The sequence below is a fragment of the Algicola sagamiensis DSM 14643 genome (genome assembly GCF_000374485.1).
GTDB classification, from domain to species: Bacteria; Pseudomonadota; Gammaproteobacteria; order Enterobacterales; family Alteromonadaceae; genus Algicola; species Algicola sagamiensis.
In genome coordinates, this window is sequence record NZ_KB894505.1 from 56,677 (window position 1) to 74,031 (window position 17,355).

Below are 17,355 nucleotides of genomic sequence, written 5' to 3' on the forward strand. Positions count from 1 at the left end.
GTTAGTTATATGGCTATCAACAAAGTACCAAATGTCGATATGTCTCCGCAGGCATTTTTGGAAGGCAATCTCCAAAGTGAAGCACATCGACAGTCTACAGAAGCGCAGGGTGTGATCAAGGAGTATTTAGATAAAGACCCAGATCTTGTTGTTTCAAATGGGAATGATTTAAAACCCCAAAACGCAAATCAAAGCACTTATCAACCACCAATTGAAAAACCGATATATGGGAAGATAAAGTCGGAGAGGCTAAAAGAAAAGCTATCTGATATGGAAGATCTCATAAGGGAATTATTTGGAGTGAACCAGACTCTCTCTGATGAACGTCTAGTGCATAACTCGGAACAAATTCGCAAAAAAATGGATAGTCGTGAAGAGCTAAATAAAGAAAAGCTGGCGAAAATTGATGAAGCTATCAAAAAGCAAGAGGAAGCGAAAAACCAAGGTATTTTTGCGAAAGTATTTGGCTGGATAGCGACTGTTGCTTCAGTTGTAGTCTCAACGGTAATTGGTGCGATGTTAATCTTGGCAGCTCCGCTTGCTGGCCCGTTTGCGCCATTTGTGGCAGCTGCAGGAGCATTGCTGATTGCTAGCGCTGCACTGCAATTAGTGGCTGCTATCTCTGCAGAAACGGGCGATTGGTTGAATGAAGCCGTGGCCGATGTACTTGTATTTGGTTCAGAGCTCTTAGTTGGTATGGGTATTTTGGACAAACCTCTTTCTCATGAAGATGCAATGAAAGCTGCTCCTTGGATAGTTACCGCTACCGTCATCATTATGGCAATACCATCAATGTTTGCTACTGGTGGTGCATCTTCGCTTGGTCTTGGTGTATCAGCTGGAGGTAAAGCTGCCTCTGCTGCTGCAATGTTTGCAAGCAGAGGTGGCAATTTAGCTAAAGCAGGAGCACAAGCTACTGGTGCAGTTGCTCAGATCGGGGCGGGTGCTGCCAATATGGTTGCTGCCACAACTGGATATAAAGCTGAACAGTTAAGTATCCTAGCGGAAAAAATTGATGCGGCTATGCAAAAAATTATGTTCGTTATAGGTGACCTGCAAAAGGTAATTAAGGATGTTTTAAAGGATATGGAGGAAACTGGATTGAAGATTGCTGAACATCAGCGTTTATCTGATGATTCAAAACATTTTGTAACCAGTAACCTTAAATAAATTTTGTTTTTTATAATCTTGGAGATTTAAATTATGGTAGTACATAATACTGGTCATGTCGGCCAAGACCCGAGGCTTCTTCAACAGTCGGGTGAGGAAAACCAGAAGGTACAAGCAAAGAGCCCAGCTGATCTTAGTCAGGTCGCAACTGTAACTATGTCGAAAGAGGGTGAATTAACAGTCAAAAAAAATGATGGTAACATCCTAGTTTTCAGTCCACCGTTACTGGATCCTCCTGATGGTAATGTTTCAATAGTTGATAAGAGCGATGCAGAGAACTTTTTCGAAAGATTATCATCTGACAAGAAAGCATTAGCAGACTTGGCTGAGATCATGGTTCTATTCCATGAAATTGCGCAACATATGCGTGATACATCAAAAGAGGTAAGAACATCTGAGCGTGAGTTAGAGCTCTCAAAAGCATATGAGGCTGCAGACAAAAGGATGGAGGCGGCATATGACCGTTATGTGGGATCAATGTTGGCTGCCGGCGGGCAAATGGCGGCTGGTGGCTTAAACGCGTTTGGTGCATTTAGATCTGCATGGAAATCATTCGGCTCAGGCGATAATGCACAATCGTTGTCTCAGGCCACAAATACATTTTACCAAGGTTTTGCACAAATATTAGAAAGCTCTATGAAAATGGGGTCTTCAGGATTTGAGCTGTCTGGTGCAACGAAAGATGCTGAAGCAATGATAATGGATGGTTTGAAGAAGACGCACGGTGATAAAGCTCAAGATCAAGATGTAATGTATAATGACATGGCTCAGTTTCTTCGTGACATAAGGGAAACACTTAAAGAAGTTAAAAGACTAGAATTTGAGGCCGAGAGTCAGATGATACGACAGGGCTAATTGTTTTAGACCTTTTAAACCCCGGCATGCTTTTCAACATGCGGGGGTTTCTTGTATTTAAGAGATGCATTTTTTAGAATCAACTTTTTTCAGTTTTTGGTGACGGTCGGATGCGATATCTCTGGTTTACAACGTTCATTTGGGCTTTTAGTTTTTCGCTAATTGAAGTCTATCTGGCAGGGAAAGTTGACCCATACATTTCGGTGCTGAGTAGAATGGTGTTGGCGTTCTTGATTTTGATGCCTTTCTGGCGGCCAAGACAAATTCTGTTTTCGTTAGGGGTCAAACTTGCTGGAATTGGTGCTGTTCAGCTGGGATTGATGTATCTCTTTTTCTATCATAGCTTCTTACATTTATCTGCAAAAGAAGTCCTGATGTATACCATTTTGACACCTTTTTATATTTCTTTATTTGATGGAATAGGTCAAAAGCAATGGCCTTCAGCCATAAGCTGGCTAGCGATAGGGCTTGCGATATTAGCAGCGGCGGTGATTCGATATCAGCCAGTGCATGATGATTACTGGGTGGGCGTAGTCTTGGTCCAGCTTGCAAATATGAGTTTTGCTTTTGGGCAAGTGGCATATAAACGGCTTCGGCTGCCTGATTCTGTCAGCCATTTACAGGTTTTTAGCTATTTCTTTTTGGGGGCATTGTGCATTAGTTTATTTGCGACGATTTGCTTTGCGAATTGGGAGAAACTTCCCCAAAATCACTTCCAATGGGGCGTATTATTATGGCTTGGTATTGTGGCTTCAGGGGTTGGCTATCTATGCTGGAATTTGGGCTGTCGCCGAACTTCAACGTCCAACATTGCGGTCATGAATAATGTGCTGATCCCAGCCGGGATCATCGTGAATGTTGTTCTTTGGCATAAGGACGCGCAGTGGCAGAGTTTGATACTCGGTTCTGGATTATTGATGCTTTCTTTGTATTTCAGTTTTCTCGCTCAAAAGAAGCAAGCAACACAGGCTTAGTTGCTTGCTAAGGGTTCTTTTTACCTGAAAAGGGTGCGAAAGCTGACGTTGACGCTTTGTCGAAACGGTGAAGTATGAACAGATGCTGTCACATCTGCGAGACAGAGTGACGACTCTAGATGGGATTGCATGCAATATTTAGCTTGATGGATCTACTAGTGATATCGGCTTATGGCGGGCATGAGGTTTACCCTAAAATTATCAACTCCTCAGTGTAACAAATGAAAAAATGGATGCGTTCCAGATCTTCCTCATCACGAATGATAATGACCCCCTATACTATGAAGAATGATGGTTTTTCTAATGGACGGGCGCCATGTTTCGTTGCTTCGAAATGATTTTATTGTTGGCTTTATATCTATGCTCAAGCTTTGTGTATGCGCAGAAACAGATCCCTGTGACAATATTGGTTGATGATAATTACCCGCCATATTCGTATCAAATCAATAATAAAGCTGTTGGGGTTTACATCGATATCCTGAGTGCCATTTTTGAGAAGATGCCAGGCTATGATGTCAAAATGGAACCAGTTCCATGGAAACGAGGAAAACAAGTGATGGAGATGGGAGAAGGGTTAGCACTTGCGCCAGCTTTTTACCATGGACATGATTGGCCATATTTATATCCGTATTCATTACCATTTTTTGAAGAGCGTATTATTGTTGTATGCCGAGCGGACATTCTCTCACCACCAAGAACAAATTGGCCAGCGGACTATGTTGGGTTAACGATTACAAATATGCCCGGTTTCGATGGTTGGGGTGGGGAACAATTTCGCGAGTTGGTGAAAGAAGGGGTTATTAAATATCAGGAAGTGCATGGAGTTGAGAATAATATTTTGATGCTTGGTAAACGACGCGCGGATTGTATGCTTGCGGAAGAGCGGTCATTTGATGCGATATTTAATCAGATGATGAGTTTGGGGCGGTATAATGTGAAAGCTGGCGAACGTCATTCTCCTATTCGCAAAGGACCAACAGTTGGTGTGGATCCTGTTTATATTGGCTATTCTGAAGTCGCTATTATGAAAGGAAAGTATCCTTTCCAATATGTTTTTCGTAAAACTTTTGACAGCCAGCTTTATCAGCTCAAGAAAAGTGGAGCCCTTGAACAGATAGCGAAGACATCTTTTCAATTACATACCAAATTGAATTAGCTGCTCTTTGATAAAAATCAATCAATTAAATTTTTTTTGAAATTTTTAGAGTAAATACTTTAATTTTCAAAAATCGCTGTTATAATGCCCTCGTCTCTTGTGAGACACCCTGTTGTTTTTGACGAGTATTTGATAGCTTCTCCCCATTTGCTACACCCGATGTTTGGCAACAAACATCGGTCTTTTCTTTTTAGAGCATATATTCTATTTATTTCCCGAGATGAGTAAGAAACCAAAACTGAAAAAGTGGTTTTGTATACCTGTGTAATGAAGTAAATGGGTTGGAAAAGGGGAGGCTAGCTGTTGCTGGATAAGCCAGCAACACCAATGAGAAGCGAAGTTGTTTCTATAGCTCGTCGCTGTCTTCGTCTACTACGGGTATTGCATCAAACCAATGATCCAACTTTGATGCTAGCTCCTGGACACCAAACCCTTTCAAAGAAGAAAAAGCATGGACTGTTACATCACCACAGAATGCTAGAGAAGCTTCACGAATTTTGAGGACTTCACTTTTACGTTTGCCTTGAGACAGTTTGTCTGCTTTTGTGAGTAGAACAAGTACTGGCAAGTTTGAACCGACGGCCCAGTGGATGAGATCTTGGTCGAGATCTCGCATCGGATGGCGGATGTCCATGAGTACAACAAGGCCTTTCAAACTTTTGCGCATCTGTAGGTATTCGCTAAGAGACTCATTCCACTTCTTCTTCATTTCGAGTGGAACTTTCGCAAACCCATAACCAGGTAAATCAATCAATCGACGGTTATCTTCAATATCGAAAGCGTTGATTAATTGTGTTCTACCAGGAGTTTTACTGGTTCGAGCAAGCCCTTTTTGCTGTGTTAAGCGATTCAATGCGCTCGACTTTCCGGCATTTGAACGGCCAGCAAAAGCAACCTCATAACCTGTGTCCTCAGGCAATTGGCGTATGCTTGGGGCACTAGTTAAGAATTTTGCCTTTTGATATTTAATGATAGATTTTGACACGAACTCACTCCTGAAAAACATGAGGGCGCTATTCTACAATCATTTGAGAGAGAAAAAAGCTTATATTTTAGTAGAAATAATTCGCTTAGGCATTTCATGATGAATGATATCGTGTAAAATACCCATCCAATGGGTGTAACTATTGCCTGGTGGATGGGCACTTTCTGATTTATAGAGACAGATAATCATGAACAAAATAGTAATCTCAGTCACATTATTATTGGGATTCATCGGCTCTGCATTCGCTTTTGATGGCGATAAAGAAGCCGGAAAAGCAAAATCAACGACATGTGTTGCATGTCACAGTGTGGATGGCAACAGTGCTGTAGATATGTATCCTAAGCTTGCTGGCCAACACCAAGAGTACCTCTACCAACAATTGGTTAGCTTTAAATTGGGTCATACTTCCCAAGGTGAAGAAGGGCGTGTTGATCCTGTCATGGCACTTCAGGTCAAAGACTTGAGTGATAAAGACATGATGGACTTAGCTGCGTATTTTGCTTCTCAAAAAACGAAAGCTGGCGGTACACCTGAAGATGTGATTGCTGCGGGCGAGAAACTTTACCGTGCTGGTGATAAAGAGCGCGGCATTCCTGCTTGCACAGCTTGCCATGGTCCGCGTGGTAACGGAATGGGGCTTGCTAACTTCCCTAAAATCTCTTACCAACATGCGACATATGTAAAAACGCAATTAGAAAAGTTTCGAGATGGACGTCGCTCTAACGACCCAAATGGAATGATGCGTGATGTTGCGAAAAAACTAACGGATGAAGATATCCGGATCCTTTCACAGTACGTGGGTGGACTTCATTAAACAACCCAACTGACTGAATTCAAGAAAGAAGAGTGGCAAACTAGCGACTCTTCTCCCTTGATCTCCAATGATCATCTACGCGATCGCGACTTTTCTTCCCTATATTCTTTGTCACTAAAAAGCAAACTAAATCATGTTGTTGCTATTTTCATGACATTTTTTTCTGAGTTGAACCTTGCAGATCCCGGATCTTGATATACCATTAACTTCGAAAATAATAAAAAATCTTGATGTGTTGGACACATAGGAGTGCCGAATATCAAGGGGGGTGTGCGCTAAGAACAGGGAAAGGAAATTGTCAGGATGATGATGAGGTATGGAAACTATATATAAGAGATGGAAGTGACTAGTAAATTACCTTTTGGGGAGTGTCGCGCAGATTAGGACACTCAAGTAAAGAAAGGTGGCAGAGAAATCTGCCACCTTTTTTGTTTCATATTCAAGCACTACTCGATGGTGTAGTGATCGTTTATACAACCGGTGGTTGAAATAGTCCTATGGGTTGATAAGTATGGCCTGGGAGTAATTCCTCAAGCGCATTATTTTCTAAGTGCTGCGTGAGGATATCGCCATAGATATCTCGATAGTCAATGGTATGTCTTAGGAACCGACCACGATCAAGATCGCCTTCATCTAGGCCAGGCCAGGAACCATAAATTCCACCTTGGACTGTATTTCCTAGCACATACCAGGTAGAAGCAACACCATGGTCTGTCCCACGTGAACCGTTTTCGTGGGCTGTTCGACCAAACTCAGTACAAATCAGGATCACAGTATTATCCATTCGAGAACCAAGATCTTGTGACAATGCAGCAACTCCTGTTGCAAGATTACGTAGTGCACGGGCTTGAGAACCATTGGCTTGGCCTGCCCCCTGGTTTGAGTGTGTATCCCAACCGCCGATATCAACCGTTGCAACTTCAAGTCCAACATCAGCTTTAATCAGTTTTGCAACCTGTGTCATACTTCTTCCAAAGCTAGAACTTGGATATACGGCACCATTATCGGGGTTATAGGGTAGGCTTCTTACGTACTGGATCACATCTAAGTCTTGAACGACCTGTGACCCAAATCGATTGACCAACCGATGATTTGGTAACATGTCATCTGTTGATGCATATTGATCGCCTAAGTGACCGAGCAGCAGTGTTTGCTCAGCCTCTGATATACCAAGTGAAAACGTATCAATATTCGAAATGGAAGTGACTGTCGCATTTCCTCGTAAAGATTGAACCAGCTCATTACTGATCCCAACAGCTCGTAACTGCGCAGCAAACTGCTGGGTCTGAAAATGTCGATTTAACCAGCCATCACTGACATTTTCTCTCTGTCCACTTTCAATAAAATGCTGAGAACTGAAATGAGAACGGGATGGACTATCGTATTGAACAGTTGGTAAAAGTGCTAGATTCCCAGCCACCCAACTTGGATGTAAAGCTGCTAGCTGGGGATGGAAACCAAAAGTACCATCGAGATCAATCGCAGACTCAGGGTTTGCAGGATCAGGTGCAGGGATCCCAATTGTCGGACGTAATACATAGTAGCGAGGATCTGCATAGGGCACGATGCAGTTGAGCCCATCGCACCCCCCTCGTTGAAAAACAACAACCAACGTTTTGCCTTCAGCCGCAAGTGCGCGGTTAAAGCTCAGTGATAGTGGACTGCTTGATAGCCAAGCGTGTGCACCCGCTGTTCCAGCAAGTAGGCTTTGTAAAAAAGTGCGACGTTTCATTTGTTTTCCTCCTTGAACTTATTGATATTGGAACGCGGGCAGGCTAAGCAATGTTGCCCAGACACGTTTTAGTTTATCTGGTGCATCAGGGGCTTGGATATCGAATACATCACCGCTGTTTAGAATATCCAGTCCAAGCTGATATTGGACTTCTGTCAGCTCACCCATAAATGCAATTTCCGAAATCATACTGACAATGGCATCTGCGGAAGTACGGCCAAGACGACTAAAGATCTGGACCATGTCCATTTGCAGCGCATCATTGTGCCAAGCTGCACGATTGATAAACCGCCACCTTCTGAAGAGTGCATCGGCGTTGACCCAGTCTTCTGCAAATTCAGAATAACCAGTAGGGACAGGGAAGGTGAACAAATGATACCCCATACCGGATAAGTGGGATTGCAGCCTGGAGACATCGACACTTGCATTAAACCCACGGGCTGAAGCGATTGTAAATTCAAGTGGTGTTTTCACCTGATCACGGGCTCTACCTTGACTAAAGACACCGCTACCAAGAATGACTTGAATGACGGACTTCATATTCCCGTTACTTGCAATAAACTCGGCTTCGCATTGTTGGGATAAATCCAACGGCGGTGTATCAGTTGCGAAGAAGACGATCAACTTTCCACAGAGGTAGCGTGCAGTTGAAGGATGGATGGCGAGAATATTCAATACAGTTTCACCCTCTTGAAGTCCATTCCCTGGGATTGCATTGCCAAGAAAAGTTTTATCACTAAAGTCATGTTGCGATTCATTAAAGAAGAAAGCACCATCTTGCTCTTGCCAACCGGTGAAAATCTTCGAAAGCTCAGCGACATCAGTGGAAGTGTAACCCCCATCGACACCCAAAGTATGTAGCTCCATGATCTCTCTGGCGTAGTTTTCATTCGGTGCGCCTTTACGATTTTGTGCGTTGTTCAGGTAATAAATCATTGCTGGACTTTTTGCACTTGCTGAGAGCAAATCACGGAATTGTCCGAGCGCATGTGTCCTAAATGCAGTATTTTCTTGAAACTCATATAGAACATTGTCATGCGTGTTGTAGTTGGTACTAAAATGGTTTTCCCAAAACCAAGCCATGACTTCTTGTAGCTGTCGTTTGGAGAATAACATTCGGCTGAGCAAATACTGCCGCATTTGATTAAGATCTGATGGAATAAAGCCTTCCCATTGTGACTCGAAGACGCTGTCATCAATTGCGCCTGGATCCAATTGTTCCGCCAGATAATCATGACCATTTTTCACCAGATCCAACACTTCAGGTGTCATGCCAAAGCTGATACGTGAGGCTATATGAAGAGCACTGGTATTTGGTTCCACGGTTTGCAAAGCAAGCGTTCTGGTCGTTAAGTTGCCGCCATAATCCAAAGCTTCTAGTTGAATATTGATGGAATGATCGAGTGAAACAAAACCATTGGTGACCACAAAAGCCCACTGTCCATTGAGTGAACTGACATTCAGCGGTCTATCTTGAATCGTTTCGCCGAGAATTGGATCAACAAGGCTAGCTGTGATGGATTGAATACCGATTTCATCTGCAACAGTACCAAGGACTGTAAATCCTGTTTGGAAAACATCATCGTTATCTTGATGCGAGGTAATCATCAAACTGGGAGGGGTTCCATCTTTGATGACCAGATAACCGCGGATCTCCTGAGCCTTATTGTGAGCATAGTCAATTGCATCAGCGGTAAATTGAATCTGCTCATCTTGTGTGACCCAATCACCCTGGATCGCCACAGACCAGCTTTGATCAGATTCATTATAATTCGCCTGAAGCTGTCTCTGGCCTGCAACAGGGTCATTCAGTGAAACATCCACTCTGAGGATTTTCTCGTTGTCCGTTGCAACACCTGAAAGGGTGAACCCGAGAGAATTCGCAACATTTCCACCTGGGGTTGTGATATCAATGGTTGGTGTCACTAAATCAAGTTGCCCGCTCAAGTCCGGATCCAAAATAAAGTCGACTTGGCCTGCACCAGTCACAATCGGACCAAAGTAAGAACGATTTGACCCATAAGGTTTATAGGCTTTCAACACAAATCGCTTTCCATCTTCCCCTAAACCTAAGAAATCGAATGTGATATAACCCGCAGAGTCTGTTGTCCCTTGGGATTTCCATTTCAATGAACCATCCGGCAAGATCTCATAACCCGTCACTTTAACATTCTGTATCGGATGGCCAGATTCTTTATCGGATAAAGCAATCGGCACCTGACCAATCAAAAATTCATGATTACCTGAGGTTTGGATCAGTTGGCTATATGAATATGTGTGAGAATACACTTTTGCTTTGAATCGGTAATGTGCACCTTGTGTGATCTCCTTCAGATCCATTAAAACTTGACCATTGTCATCGGTCGTGGCGTTGCGATACCATTGCCATTCTCCATTATCAAGGATGCGATAAGCGGTGACTTTTGTATTTGTATAGACATTTCCGGATGTTGCATCTTTTAAGGTAACTGCAACAGGTGGGTTGCCAATAACAAATGGATGAACACCATTACTGGAAATCAAAGGGCTTTGTACTTCACTGTTATCGACAGTACTTCTTGCTCGGATTGCATAAGTTGCACCTTGTCCTATGTCCGGAAGGTCCAATTGCAATAGGCCGTTGTCATCTGTTTGAGAGCTTGAATGCCATTTGAATTGACCAGCATCATCCTGCTTCACAATCCACACTTTGTAATTTGGGAGGCTGACGTTTGGATTCACACTTCCATTTGTGACAGGAATCTGTAATTTACCTAGTTCAAATCGATAATCATCAACGGCATTAATAATTTTCGAGTAAACGCGGTAGTTGTTATAAGCTTTTATACCAAATTGGTATTCTGTGTCTTTGCCAAGGCCAGGGAGATCAAGTGTGATCATACCAGCTTCATTAGTTTTTCGATTGACAAAGTACGCTCGCTTTCCTTCTTCATTTAGCTTGTAAACGGTTACATCACGATCAGGGAGTACCCTAGCATCATAAGCATTTGATAAACTAACGGTGACAGGGTGATGACCAACGACTAGGTCATAATGACCCTCTTTTCGTAGGTCAAAACGATAATAAGGTTTTTGCCCAACGCGGCTTCTGGATGAAGCAAAGTAGTCAAAGCCATCCTCTAATCCATGCAAATTAACGCGTCCATGGCCATGAACATCCGTTTTGAGCCCGGCGATCCATTTGTGTTTACCATCTGGAAGGACCTTATAAAATCCAACGTCTTGTTCTGCTAAGACGTCATTCGGATCGCGTGTCGAACCATTGTAGACAGTGACTGAGGTTGTTCCGGCGTGAAAGGTGAAGTGGCCATAAGCTTTGATTTGCTTTGAGTACAGCCAGGAATTTGAAAATGGATTAGATTTGAGCAAAAAGTAACGCTCCGGGTCATCTAATCCATCGATATCAAAAACAATGTTTCCATCATCGTCGGTTTCGCCTTGAGTGATCCAATGCCATTTATTTTCAGGTTTAATCTCATAGACAACAACCTTGCCACCAATGAGCGGGTGACCATGAATACCATCTACCAAACTAACATTTAATGCTGGATTTCCGACGATAAACTCTGTTTGTACAGGCTCACTGATAACGGGAGATATTTTATATTGATAGGGGAATATTGGACTTGGTGCTTTGATGACATAAGTCTGTCCTTTATTTAAGTCCTGGAGTGTGACCTTCAGCTGGCCGGCATTATCAGTGACCACTCGGTCAAAGTAAGCATACTTGCCGTCAGGTTTGACCTTGAGGATTTCAGCCCAATAGTTTTTCAATAATGGGTATGTGGCATCTGACCCGTTCTTTAGAGTCAGTTGAACGTTATTAATGATAAAGTCGTATGAATCAATCCGTGTGAGTAGATCACTATAACTTCGGAAATCATTGTTATTCGACTTCACACCGAATTGATAGGTTTTGCCCCATTCGATATCGGCGAGAGCAAAATCTGCTTTGCCTTCTGGATTGGTCACTTGTTGTTGATACCAATGACGCTTACCGTTCTCATCAATTCGATAAGCAACAACTTGTGTACCTGTAATAGCCTGATTTGAATGATAATCAGTTAGGTTAAGTGAAACAATCCCTGCCAAGATATTGCCGCTCATAAATAGCAGTAACATCGCTAGAAACTGTTGGATAAAAAGGGAGTATTTGAGACGAAATAGACGGTGAGTTTTATATTGATAACACAGTGACATGATATTGCCTCCATACAATTATCAATAACAAGTGTCCTAAAAATTAACACTGTGGATACAAGTCAGTATAGGAAACTTAAGAGGTCATTCCAGAAAAAAGTACTAGATTCGATTATTTTCTTAAAGAGCAAGAAAAAAAATGAAACTTTTTCGTTCTTTGTGGAACTTACTTTTAACTCAAACGGAAACCACTGTATGGTTTTTTTTCACTCAACGCTAGAGTGTCTCGGCAGTGCCGCAGTACTTCGAGGTCGTCACAGAGAGAAAAGGAAGCAAAAGGAAGTAAAAATGAATATGAATGAAGCGCTGTCTCAATTTGGCCATGATATGGGCCTTGGATACATTCGTCTTGATCATAATAATCGCTGTAGTATTTTGATCGATGAGAAGTACATCGTCACTATCGAAGTTGATTCCATTCATGAGCAAACCAATTTATATGGCATTGTGGCAAAAGGACCATTTGATGATCGGATCTCATTGTTTGGTTGGCTGCTTGAATCGAATTTTCAAGGTGAGTTAACAGGAAGAGCCTTCTTATCCCTTGATAAGGAAAATGATCAAGTCCTTCTGTGTCAGCGAGTTGATCACAATGAAATCAGTTATCAACAGTTTGTGAATTTGCTAGAAAGATACGTCAATTATTACGAACGAGTACTTGAGCAGGTTGATTCTATCCCAAGTGGGTTACCACCTCAGGCATCAATGCAATATGGGTCAATGCCTGTTGGTATGATCAAAGCGTAAGGAGTCCGTGATGACTAACCTCAACGTCAACCTGGGATCTGTAACGCATTCTCCCCAAACGGAATCCATTCAGAATAAATCAGTTGGATTTAAAAATCGAACTGTCCAACTTGCCCCAACACCAGATATTAGTTTACAGCGATTAACAGCAGACTCGGGTCATCGCTCGATTAATGATCGGGTACTTGTGCTTGTTCAATCACCTGACATAGGAAAGCAAATCACTGCCAATGTAATGAGCAAGTCCGCGAAGTAGATGATGGGGCTTTGGCGCAGGCCAGTACTTTGTCTAATTACTTGAGTTTTAAAACTGGAGTGAATATAGATCAGCTATTCATAGTGATAACTATGTGCAAAGGATATAAATAATATCATGAAAAAAATTTCCATTAAGGAATACTCGTTCAGCAATCATTCAGGTTCGTCTGGTACTATTTTCTGTGAAAAAATATGTGGTCATAAATAGTACTTAGAGGTCAAAGTGAAAAAATCAATTTTAGTGCTCGCATTATTAGCATCATCTTCAACTGTATTCGCCGATCAAGGTGATTGGTTTGCAGGTGTTGGTGTATCACAAAACAAGTTTGAAGAAGCAAAAGCACATACAGGTTTTAGCCTTTTTGGTGGATATAACCTGACTGAAAATTGGCAGTTAATTGGCGGTTATAAAGACCTAGGTAAGGCAGAAAGAGATGGCCTATTGACTGTAAATGGCGATTTTCCATACCGCGGCAGAATTATTCGTAACCCGCAGTTCAAGGATGTTAATCCGGCTGAGATGTCAGCATTCTTTTTTAAAGGACGTTACAACTTCTCAATTAACGATTCATTTAAGCTGTATGGAGATCTCGGTTATCAGCTAACAACCATTGAAGATAAAGATCGTCTGGTTTTAGCTGCATCAACATCAGATAAGCCGTTTTTAATGGCAAAAGAGAAGGATACCTCTGGTGGTTTTATTCTAGGTTTGGGTGCATCATATGAGTTCATGAAAAACCAGAATGTTAACCTTGGTTTTGAAGTGACGACTGTCCATGCAGAAGAAGCACCAGGTAGTGCCGAGATCGATACTTTCACCACAAAAAGTCTCGTTCTTAGCTACGCATACACATTCTAATTTAGGTCACTATACGACCTTGCCTTTTACTTAAAAGGCTGTATAATTCACAGGCCCTGAAGATCTCAGGGCCGCTTTTTTACCAAGTGTAGTAAGAAAGTGAACTAAACAGGATTCCCGATTTGGGAATCAAAGATGTTGAAAAAATACCCTCCCTATTCTCAAGGAATAGCTGCGAGGTTGTTTTTTTATGCTCTTTCTAAAATGCTCTTTATTTGAGGTTTTGTAATGGCAAATCAACGTATTCGTATACGCTTAAAAGCTTTCGATCACCGCCTGATCGATCAATCAACGCAGGAAATCGTTGACACGGCTAAGCGTACCGGCGCTCAAGTTCGTGGTCCAATCCCACTTCCTACGCGCAAGGAACGTTTCACTGTACTGATCTCTCCTCACGTGAACAAAGATGCACGTGATCAGTACGAAATTCGTACCCACAAACGTCTAATCGACATCGTAGAACCAACTGAAAAGACCGTTGATGCACTTATGCGTCTTGATCTTGCAGCTGGTGTTGATGTTCAGATCAGCCTGGGTTAATAGAGAGAGGTTTGAAGATGGCTATAGGTCTAGTCGGTCGTAAAGTTGGAATGACTCGCATCTTCACCGAAGATGGTGTTTCTATTCCAGTAACCGTTATTGAAGCTACACCGAATCGTGTAACTCAAATTCGTTCGAACGAAAAAGACGGATACCGTGCCCTTCAAGTAACCACAGGCACAAAAAAGGCTAACCGCGTAAATAAAGCAGACGCTGGACATTTTGCGAAAGCAGGTGTTGAAGCGGGCCGCGGCTTGTGGGAATTCCGTCTAGTAGACGGCGAAGGCGAAGGTATCGAAGTTGGCGGCGAAGTAACTGTAGAGTTGTTCGCTGAAACGAAGAAAGTAGACGTTGTCGGTACTTCTAAAGGTAAGGGTTTTGCAGGTGCTGTAAAACGCTGGAACTTCCGTACTCAAGATGCAACACACGGTAACTCACTATCTCACCGTGCTCCTGGTTCAATTGGCCAATGTCAAACACCAGGTCGCGTATTTAAAGGTAAGAAGATGGCGGGTCACATGGGTGCAGAACGTGTTACTGTTCAATCACTTGAACTTGTACGCGTTGACGCAGAACGTAACCTACTATTGGTCAAGGGAGCAGTCCCTGGCGCAATTGGTGGTGACGTTGTTGTTAAAGCTGCAGTTAAAGCATAACGTCTGAGGAGATAGGTGATGGAATTAACGTTAAAAGACGCGAACAGCGCTCTTGAAGTTTCCGAAGCTACCTTTGGACGTGAGTTTAACGAAGCACTAGTTCACCAAGTAGTAGTTGCTTATGCAGCAGGTGCTCGTCAGGGTACTCGTGCGCAGAAAACACGTTCAGAAGTAAGCGGTGGTGGTAAAAAACCTTGGCGTCAAAAAGGTACAGGTCGTGCTCGTGCGGGTACAATCCGTAGCCCAATCTGGCGTACTGGTGGTGTGACATTTGCGGCGAAGCCACAAGATCACAGCCAGAAGGTTAACCGTAAAATGTATCGTAACGCAATCAAAAGCATTCTTTCCGAGCTTGTTCGTCAAGAGCGTTTGATTGTTGTTGAAAAGTTTGGTGTAGAAGCGCCTAAAACAAAAGAACTTGTCGCGAAGCTAAAAGAGCTTGAGCTGAAAGACGTTCTTATCATTTCTGAAGAAATCGATGAGAATTTGTTCTTAGCATCACGCAACCTATATAAGGTTGACGTTCGTGATGCACAGGGTATCGATCCTGTCAGCCTCATCGGTTTCGAAAAGGTTCTCGTTACTGCGGGTGCAATTAAGCAAATTGAGGAGATGTTGGCATGATCAGCGAAGAACGTTTGCTTAAAGTAATTCTTGCTCCGCACGTCTCTGAAAAAGCGATGATCGCGAAAGAACTGAACAACACTCTAGTGTTCAAGGTCGCGGTTGACTCTACAAAAGCAGAGATCAAAGCAGCGATTGAAAAACTGTTCGAAGTCGAAGTAACAGGCGTTCGCACTGTTAATGTTAAGGGTAAAACGAAGCGTCATGGCGCTCGCTTTGGCCGTCGTAAAGACTGGAAAAAAGCGTACGTATCCCTTAAAGAAGGCACCGAGCTTGATTTCATTGAAGGCGCAGAGTAAGAGGAGTTTATACGATGGCTATTGTTAAGTGTAAGCCTACATCTCCGGGTCGTCGCCACGTCGTTAAAGTGGTCAATCCGGACCTGCATAAAGGTAAACCTTATGCGCCGCTACTAGACAAGAAAAGCAAGTCTGGTGGTCGTAACAATCAAGGTCGTACGACTGTACGTCACATCGGTGGTGGTCATAAGCAGCACTATCGTATTGTCGATTTTAAGCGTAATAAAGACGGTATCCCTGCAAAGGTTGAGCGTCTTGAGTACGATCCGAACCGTTCTGCAAATATCGCACTAGTGCTTTATGCAGATGGTGAGCGTCGCTACATCATTGCGCCTAAAGGCATGAAAGCAGGCGATCAAATCCAGTCTGGTGTTGATGCACCAATCAAAGCTGGTAATGCACTGCCTATGCGTAACATCCCAGTAGGTACTTTGGTTCACAACGTTGAGCTTAAGCCTATGAAAGGTGCGCAACTTGCACGTTCAGCTGGTGCATATGTTCAAATTCTTGCGCGTGATGGCGCATACGTTACTCTTCGTCTTCGTTCTGGCGAAATGCGCAAGGTTCTTGCGGATTGCCGTGCGACAATCGGCGAAGTTGGTAATGCTGAACACATGCTTCGTCAGCTTGGTAAAGCTGGTGCAAACCGTTGGCGTGGTGTTCGTCCGACCGTTCGTGGTGTCGCGATGAACCCAGTAGATCACCCACACGGTGGTGGTGAAGGCCGCACATCTGGTGGTCGTCATCCTGTGTCTCCATGGGGTATGCCAACGAAAGGCTATAAGACTCGTAAGAACAAGCGTACTGATAAATATATCGTACGTCGTCGTACTAAATAATTAGTGAGGAATAACCATGCCACGTTCTCTCAAGAAAGGTCCTTTTATTGACCTGCACTTGTTGAAGAAGGTAGAGAAAGCGTTGGAAAGCGGGGATAAAAAACCAATTAAAACTTGGTCCCGTCGTTCAATGATCATACCTGATATGATCGGATTGACCATCGCTGTCCATAATGGTCGTCAACATGTGCCAGTATTTGTATCTGACGAAATGATCGGCCACAAGCTGGGTGAATTCGCGCCAACTCGTACTTATCGCGGCCATGCTGCTGATAAGAAAGCGAAGAAACGTTAAGGGGTAAATCAATGGAAGCATTAGCTAAACACAAGTTTGCCCGCACTTCAGCACAAAAAGCACGTTTGGTCGCTGACCAAATCCGTGGTCTATCTGTTGATAAAGCACTAGAAATCTTGAACTACAGCCCGAAAAAAGCGGCTACTTTGGTCAAGAAAGTGCTTGATTCTGCAATCGCAAATGCGGAACACAATGAAGGCGCTGATATCGACGAGTTAAAAGTTGCGAAAATCTTTGTTGACGAAGGTCCAACAATGAAGCGCATCAAACCTCGTGCGAAAGGCCGTGCTGATCGTGTTCTTAAGCGCACCAGCCACATCACTGTTGTGGTTTCTGATAGCTAGGAGATTTG

Annotated in this window: 18 protein-coding genes; 15 read left to right on the top strand and 3 right to left on the bottom strand. The window is 43.1% G+C overall.

What is annotated here, in order from left to right; all coding sequences use genetic code 11:
- The first annotated feature begins 9 nt into the window (after positions 1-9).
- From sctE to C505_RS0117720, 4 genes are all read left to right on the top strand, one after another.
- On the top strand, positions 10-1,170 hold the full coding sequence (sctE, locus tag C505_RS0117705; protein ID WP_018693972.1) for a type III secretion system translocon subunit SctE: 1,161 nt from the start codon (positions 10-12) through the stop codon (positions 1,168-1,170).
- Between the two features lie 33 nt (positions 1,171-1,203).
- Positions 1,204-2,025, top strand: coding sequence for a hypothetical protein (locus C505_RS0117710; protein WP_018693973.1), 822 nt, complete (start codon positions 1,204-1,206; stop codon positions 2,023-2,025).
- 110 nt (positions 2,026-2,135) lie between these two features.
- Positions 2,136-2,999: an EamA family transporter gene (locus C505_RS0117715; protein ID WP_026318067.1), complete on the top strand. Its 864-nt coding sequence runs from the start codon at positions 2,136-2,138 to the stop codon at positions 2,997-2,999.
- A 316-nt stretch (positions 3,000-3,315) separates the two neighbouring features.
- Positions 3,316-4,155: a substrate-binding periplasmic protein gene (locus C505_RS0117720; RefSeq protein WP_018693975.1), complete on the top strand. Its 840-nt coding sequence runs from the start codon at positions 3,316-3,318 to the stop codon at positions 4,153-4,155.
- Between the two features lie 346 nt (positions 4,156-4,501).
- On the opposite strand, the gene yihA is transcribed toward C505_RS0117720, so the two are convergent.
- Positions 4,502-5,140, bottom strand: a complete 639-nt coding sequence (gene yihA, locus C505_RS0117725; RefSeq protein ID WP_018693976.1) for a ribosome biogenesis GTP-binding protein YihA/YsxC — start codon at positions 5,138-5,140, stop codon at positions 4,502-4,504.
- A gap of 187 nt (positions 5,141-5,327) precedes the next feature.
- On the opposite strand from yihA, the gene C505_RS0117730 reads away from it, so the two are divergent.
- Complete coding sequence (locus C505_RS0117730; protein ID WP_018693977.1) at positions 5,328-5,954, top strand: c-type cytochrome; 627 nt, start codon at positions 5,328-5,330, stop codon at positions 5,952-5,954.
- Positions 5,955-6,423: 469 nt separating this feature from the next.
- Here C505_RS0117730 and C505_RS22855 read toward each other — a convergent pair whose 3' ends face one another.
- Positions 6,424-7,686 (bottom strand): DUF1501 domain-containing protein, encoded by a 1,263-nt coding sequence (locus C505_RS22855; RefSeq protein ID WP_018693978.1) that lies wholly within the window; start codon positions 7,684-7,686, stop codon positions 6,424-6,426.
- Between the two features lie 18 nt (positions 7,687-7,704).
- Positions 7,705-11,886 (bottom strand): DUF1800 domain-containing protein, encoded by a 4,182-nt coding sequence (locus C505_RS23870; RefSeq protein ID WP_018693979.1) that lies wholly within the window; start codon positions 11,884-11,886, stop codon positions 7,705-7,707.
- 195 nt (positions 11,887-12,081) lie between these two features.
- Here C505_RS23870 and C505_RS0117745 point away from each other — a divergent pair, with 195 nt between their 5' ends.
- From C505_RS0117745 to rplV, 10 genes are all read left to right on the top strand, one after another.
- Complete coding sequence (locus C505_RS0117745) at positions 12,082-12,633, top strand: type III secretion system chaperone (protein ID WP_083938387.1); 552 nt, start codon at positions 12,082-12,084, stop codon at positions 12,631-12,633.
- A gap of 10 nt (positions 12,634-12,643) precedes the next feature.
- The gene (locus tag C505_RS0117750; protein ID WP_018693981.1) at positions 12,644-12,889 is read left to right on the top strand and encodes a hypothetical protein; all 246 of its coding nucleotides are present in this window, start codon (positions 12,644-12,646) and stop codon (positions 12,887-12,889) included.
- A 225-nt stretch (positions 12,890-13,114) separates the two neighbouring features.
- Entirely contained in the window at positions 13,115-13,750 is a 636-nt protein-coding gene (locus C505_RS0117755) for an outer membrane beta-barrel protein (protein WP_018693982.1), read from the top strand.
- A gap of 228 nt (positions 13,751-13,978) precedes the next feature.
- Positions 13,979-14,290 (top strand): 30S ribosomal protein S10, encoded by a 312-nt coding sequence (gene rpsJ / locus C505_RS0117760; protein ID WP_018693983.1) that lies wholly within the window; start codon positions 13,979-13,981, stop codon positions 14,288-14,290.
- Positions 14,291-14,307: 17 nt separating this feature from the next.
- Positions 14,308-14,946: a 50S ribosomal protein L3 gene (rplC, locus tag C505_RS0117765; RefSeq protein WP_018693984.1), complete on the top strand. Its 639-nt coding sequence runs from the start codon at positions 14,308-14,310 to the stop codon at positions 14,944-14,946.
- A gap of 18 nt (positions 14,947-14,964) precedes the next feature.
- On the top strand, positions 14,965-15,570 hold the full coding sequence (gene rplD / locus C505_RS0117770; protein ID WP_018693985.1) for a 50S ribosomal protein L4: 606 nt from the start codon (positions 14,965-14,967) through the stop codon (positions 15,568-15,570).
- Positions 15,567-15,869: a 50S ribosomal protein L23 gene (rplW, locus tag C505_RS0117775; RefSeq protein WP_018693986.1), complete on the top strand. Its 303-nt coding sequence runs from the start codon at positions 15,567-15,569 to the stop codon at positions 15,867-15,869. Before rplD ends, rplW begins: the two co-directional genes overlap by 4 nt.
- 14 nt (positions 15,870-15,883) lie before the next feature.
- A complete protein-coding gene (gene rplB / locus C505_RS0117780; protein ID WP_018693987.1) occupies positions 15,884-16,708 on the top strand; it encodes a 50S ribosomal protein L2 in 825 nt (274 codons plus the stop codon).
- A 16-nt stretch (positions 16,709-16,724) separates the two neighbouring features.
- A complete protein-coding gene (rpsS, locus tag C505_RS0117785) occupies positions 16,725-17,003 on the top strand; it encodes a 30S ribosomal protein S19 (RefSeq protein WP_018693988.1) in 279 nt (92 codons plus the stop codon).
- Positions 17,004-17,014: 11 nt separating this feature from the next.
- A complete protein-coding gene (rplV, locus tag C505_RS0117790; protein WP_018693989.1) occupies positions 17,015-17,347 on the top strand; it encodes a 50S ribosomal protein L22 in 333 nt (110 codons plus the stop codon).
- Positions 17,348-17,355 lie beyond the last annotated feature (8 nt).

Excerpts from the sequence above, each read along its gene's own strand:
- C505_RS0117715 (WP_026318067.1), top strand. The coding sequence starts at position 2,136 with ATGCGATATCTCTGGTTTACAACGTTCATTTGGGCTTTTAGTTTTTCG.
- C505_RS0117710 (WP_018693973.1), top strand. The coding sequence starts at position 1,204 with ATGGTAGTACATAATACTGGTCATGTCGGCCAAGACCCGAGGCTTCTT.
- C505_RS0117745 (WP_083938387.1), top strand. The coding sequence starts at position 12,082 with ATGGTTTTTTTTCACTCAACGCTAGAGTGTCTCGGCAGTGCCGCAGTA.
- rpsS (WP_018693988.1), top strand. The coding sequence starts at position 16,725 with ATGCCACGTTCTCTCAAGAAAGGTCCTTTTATTGACCTGCACTTGTTG.
- rplD (WP_018693985.1), top strand. The coding sequence starts at position 14,965 with ATGGAATTAACGTTAAAAGACGCGAACAGCGCTCTTGAAGTTTCCGAA.
- rplC (WP_018693984.1), top strand. The coding sequence starts at position 14,308 with ATGGCTATAGGTCTAGTCGGTCGTAAAGTTGGAATGACTCGCATCTTC.
- rplB (WP_018693987.1), top strand. The coding sequence starts at position 15,884 with ATGGCTATTGTTAAGTGTAAGCCTACATCTCCGGGTCGTCGCCACGTC.
- C505_RS0117720 (WP_018693975.1), top strand. The coding sequence starts at position 3,316 with ATGTTTCGTTGCTTCGAAATGATTTTATTGTTGGCTTTATATCTATGC.
- rplV (WP_018693989.1), top strand. The coding sequence starts at position 17,015 with ATGGAAGCATTAGCTAAACACAAGTTTGCCCGCACTTCAGCACAAAAA.
- C505_RS0117730 (WP_018693977.1), top strand. The coding sequence starts at position 5,328 with ATGAACAAAATAGTAATCTCAGTCACATTATTATTGGGATTCATCGGC.
- C505_RS22855 (WP_018693978.1), bottom strand. The coding sequence starts at position 7,686 with ATGAAACGTCGCACTTTTTTACAAAGCCTACTTGCTGGAACAGCGGGT.
- sctE (WP_018693972.1), top strand. The coding sequence starts at position 10 with ATGGCTATCAACAAAGTACCAAATGTCGATATGTCTCCGCAGGCATTT.
- rplW (WP_018693986.1), top strand. The coding sequence starts at position 15,567 with ATGATCAGCGAAGAACGTTTGCTTAAAGTAATTCTTGCTCCGCACGTC.
- C505_RS0117750 (WP_018693981.1), top strand. The coding sequence starts at position 12,644 with ATGACTAACCTCAACGTCAACCTGGGATCTGTAACGCATTCTCCCCAA.
- rpsJ (WP_018693983.1), top strand. The coding sequence starts at position 13,979 with ATGGCAAATCAACGTATTCGTATACGCTTAAAAGCTTTCGATCACCGC.
- C505_RS23870 (WP_018693979.1), bottom strand. The coding sequence starts at position 11,886 with ATGTCACTGTGTTATCAATATAAAACTCACCGTCTATTTCGTCTCAAA.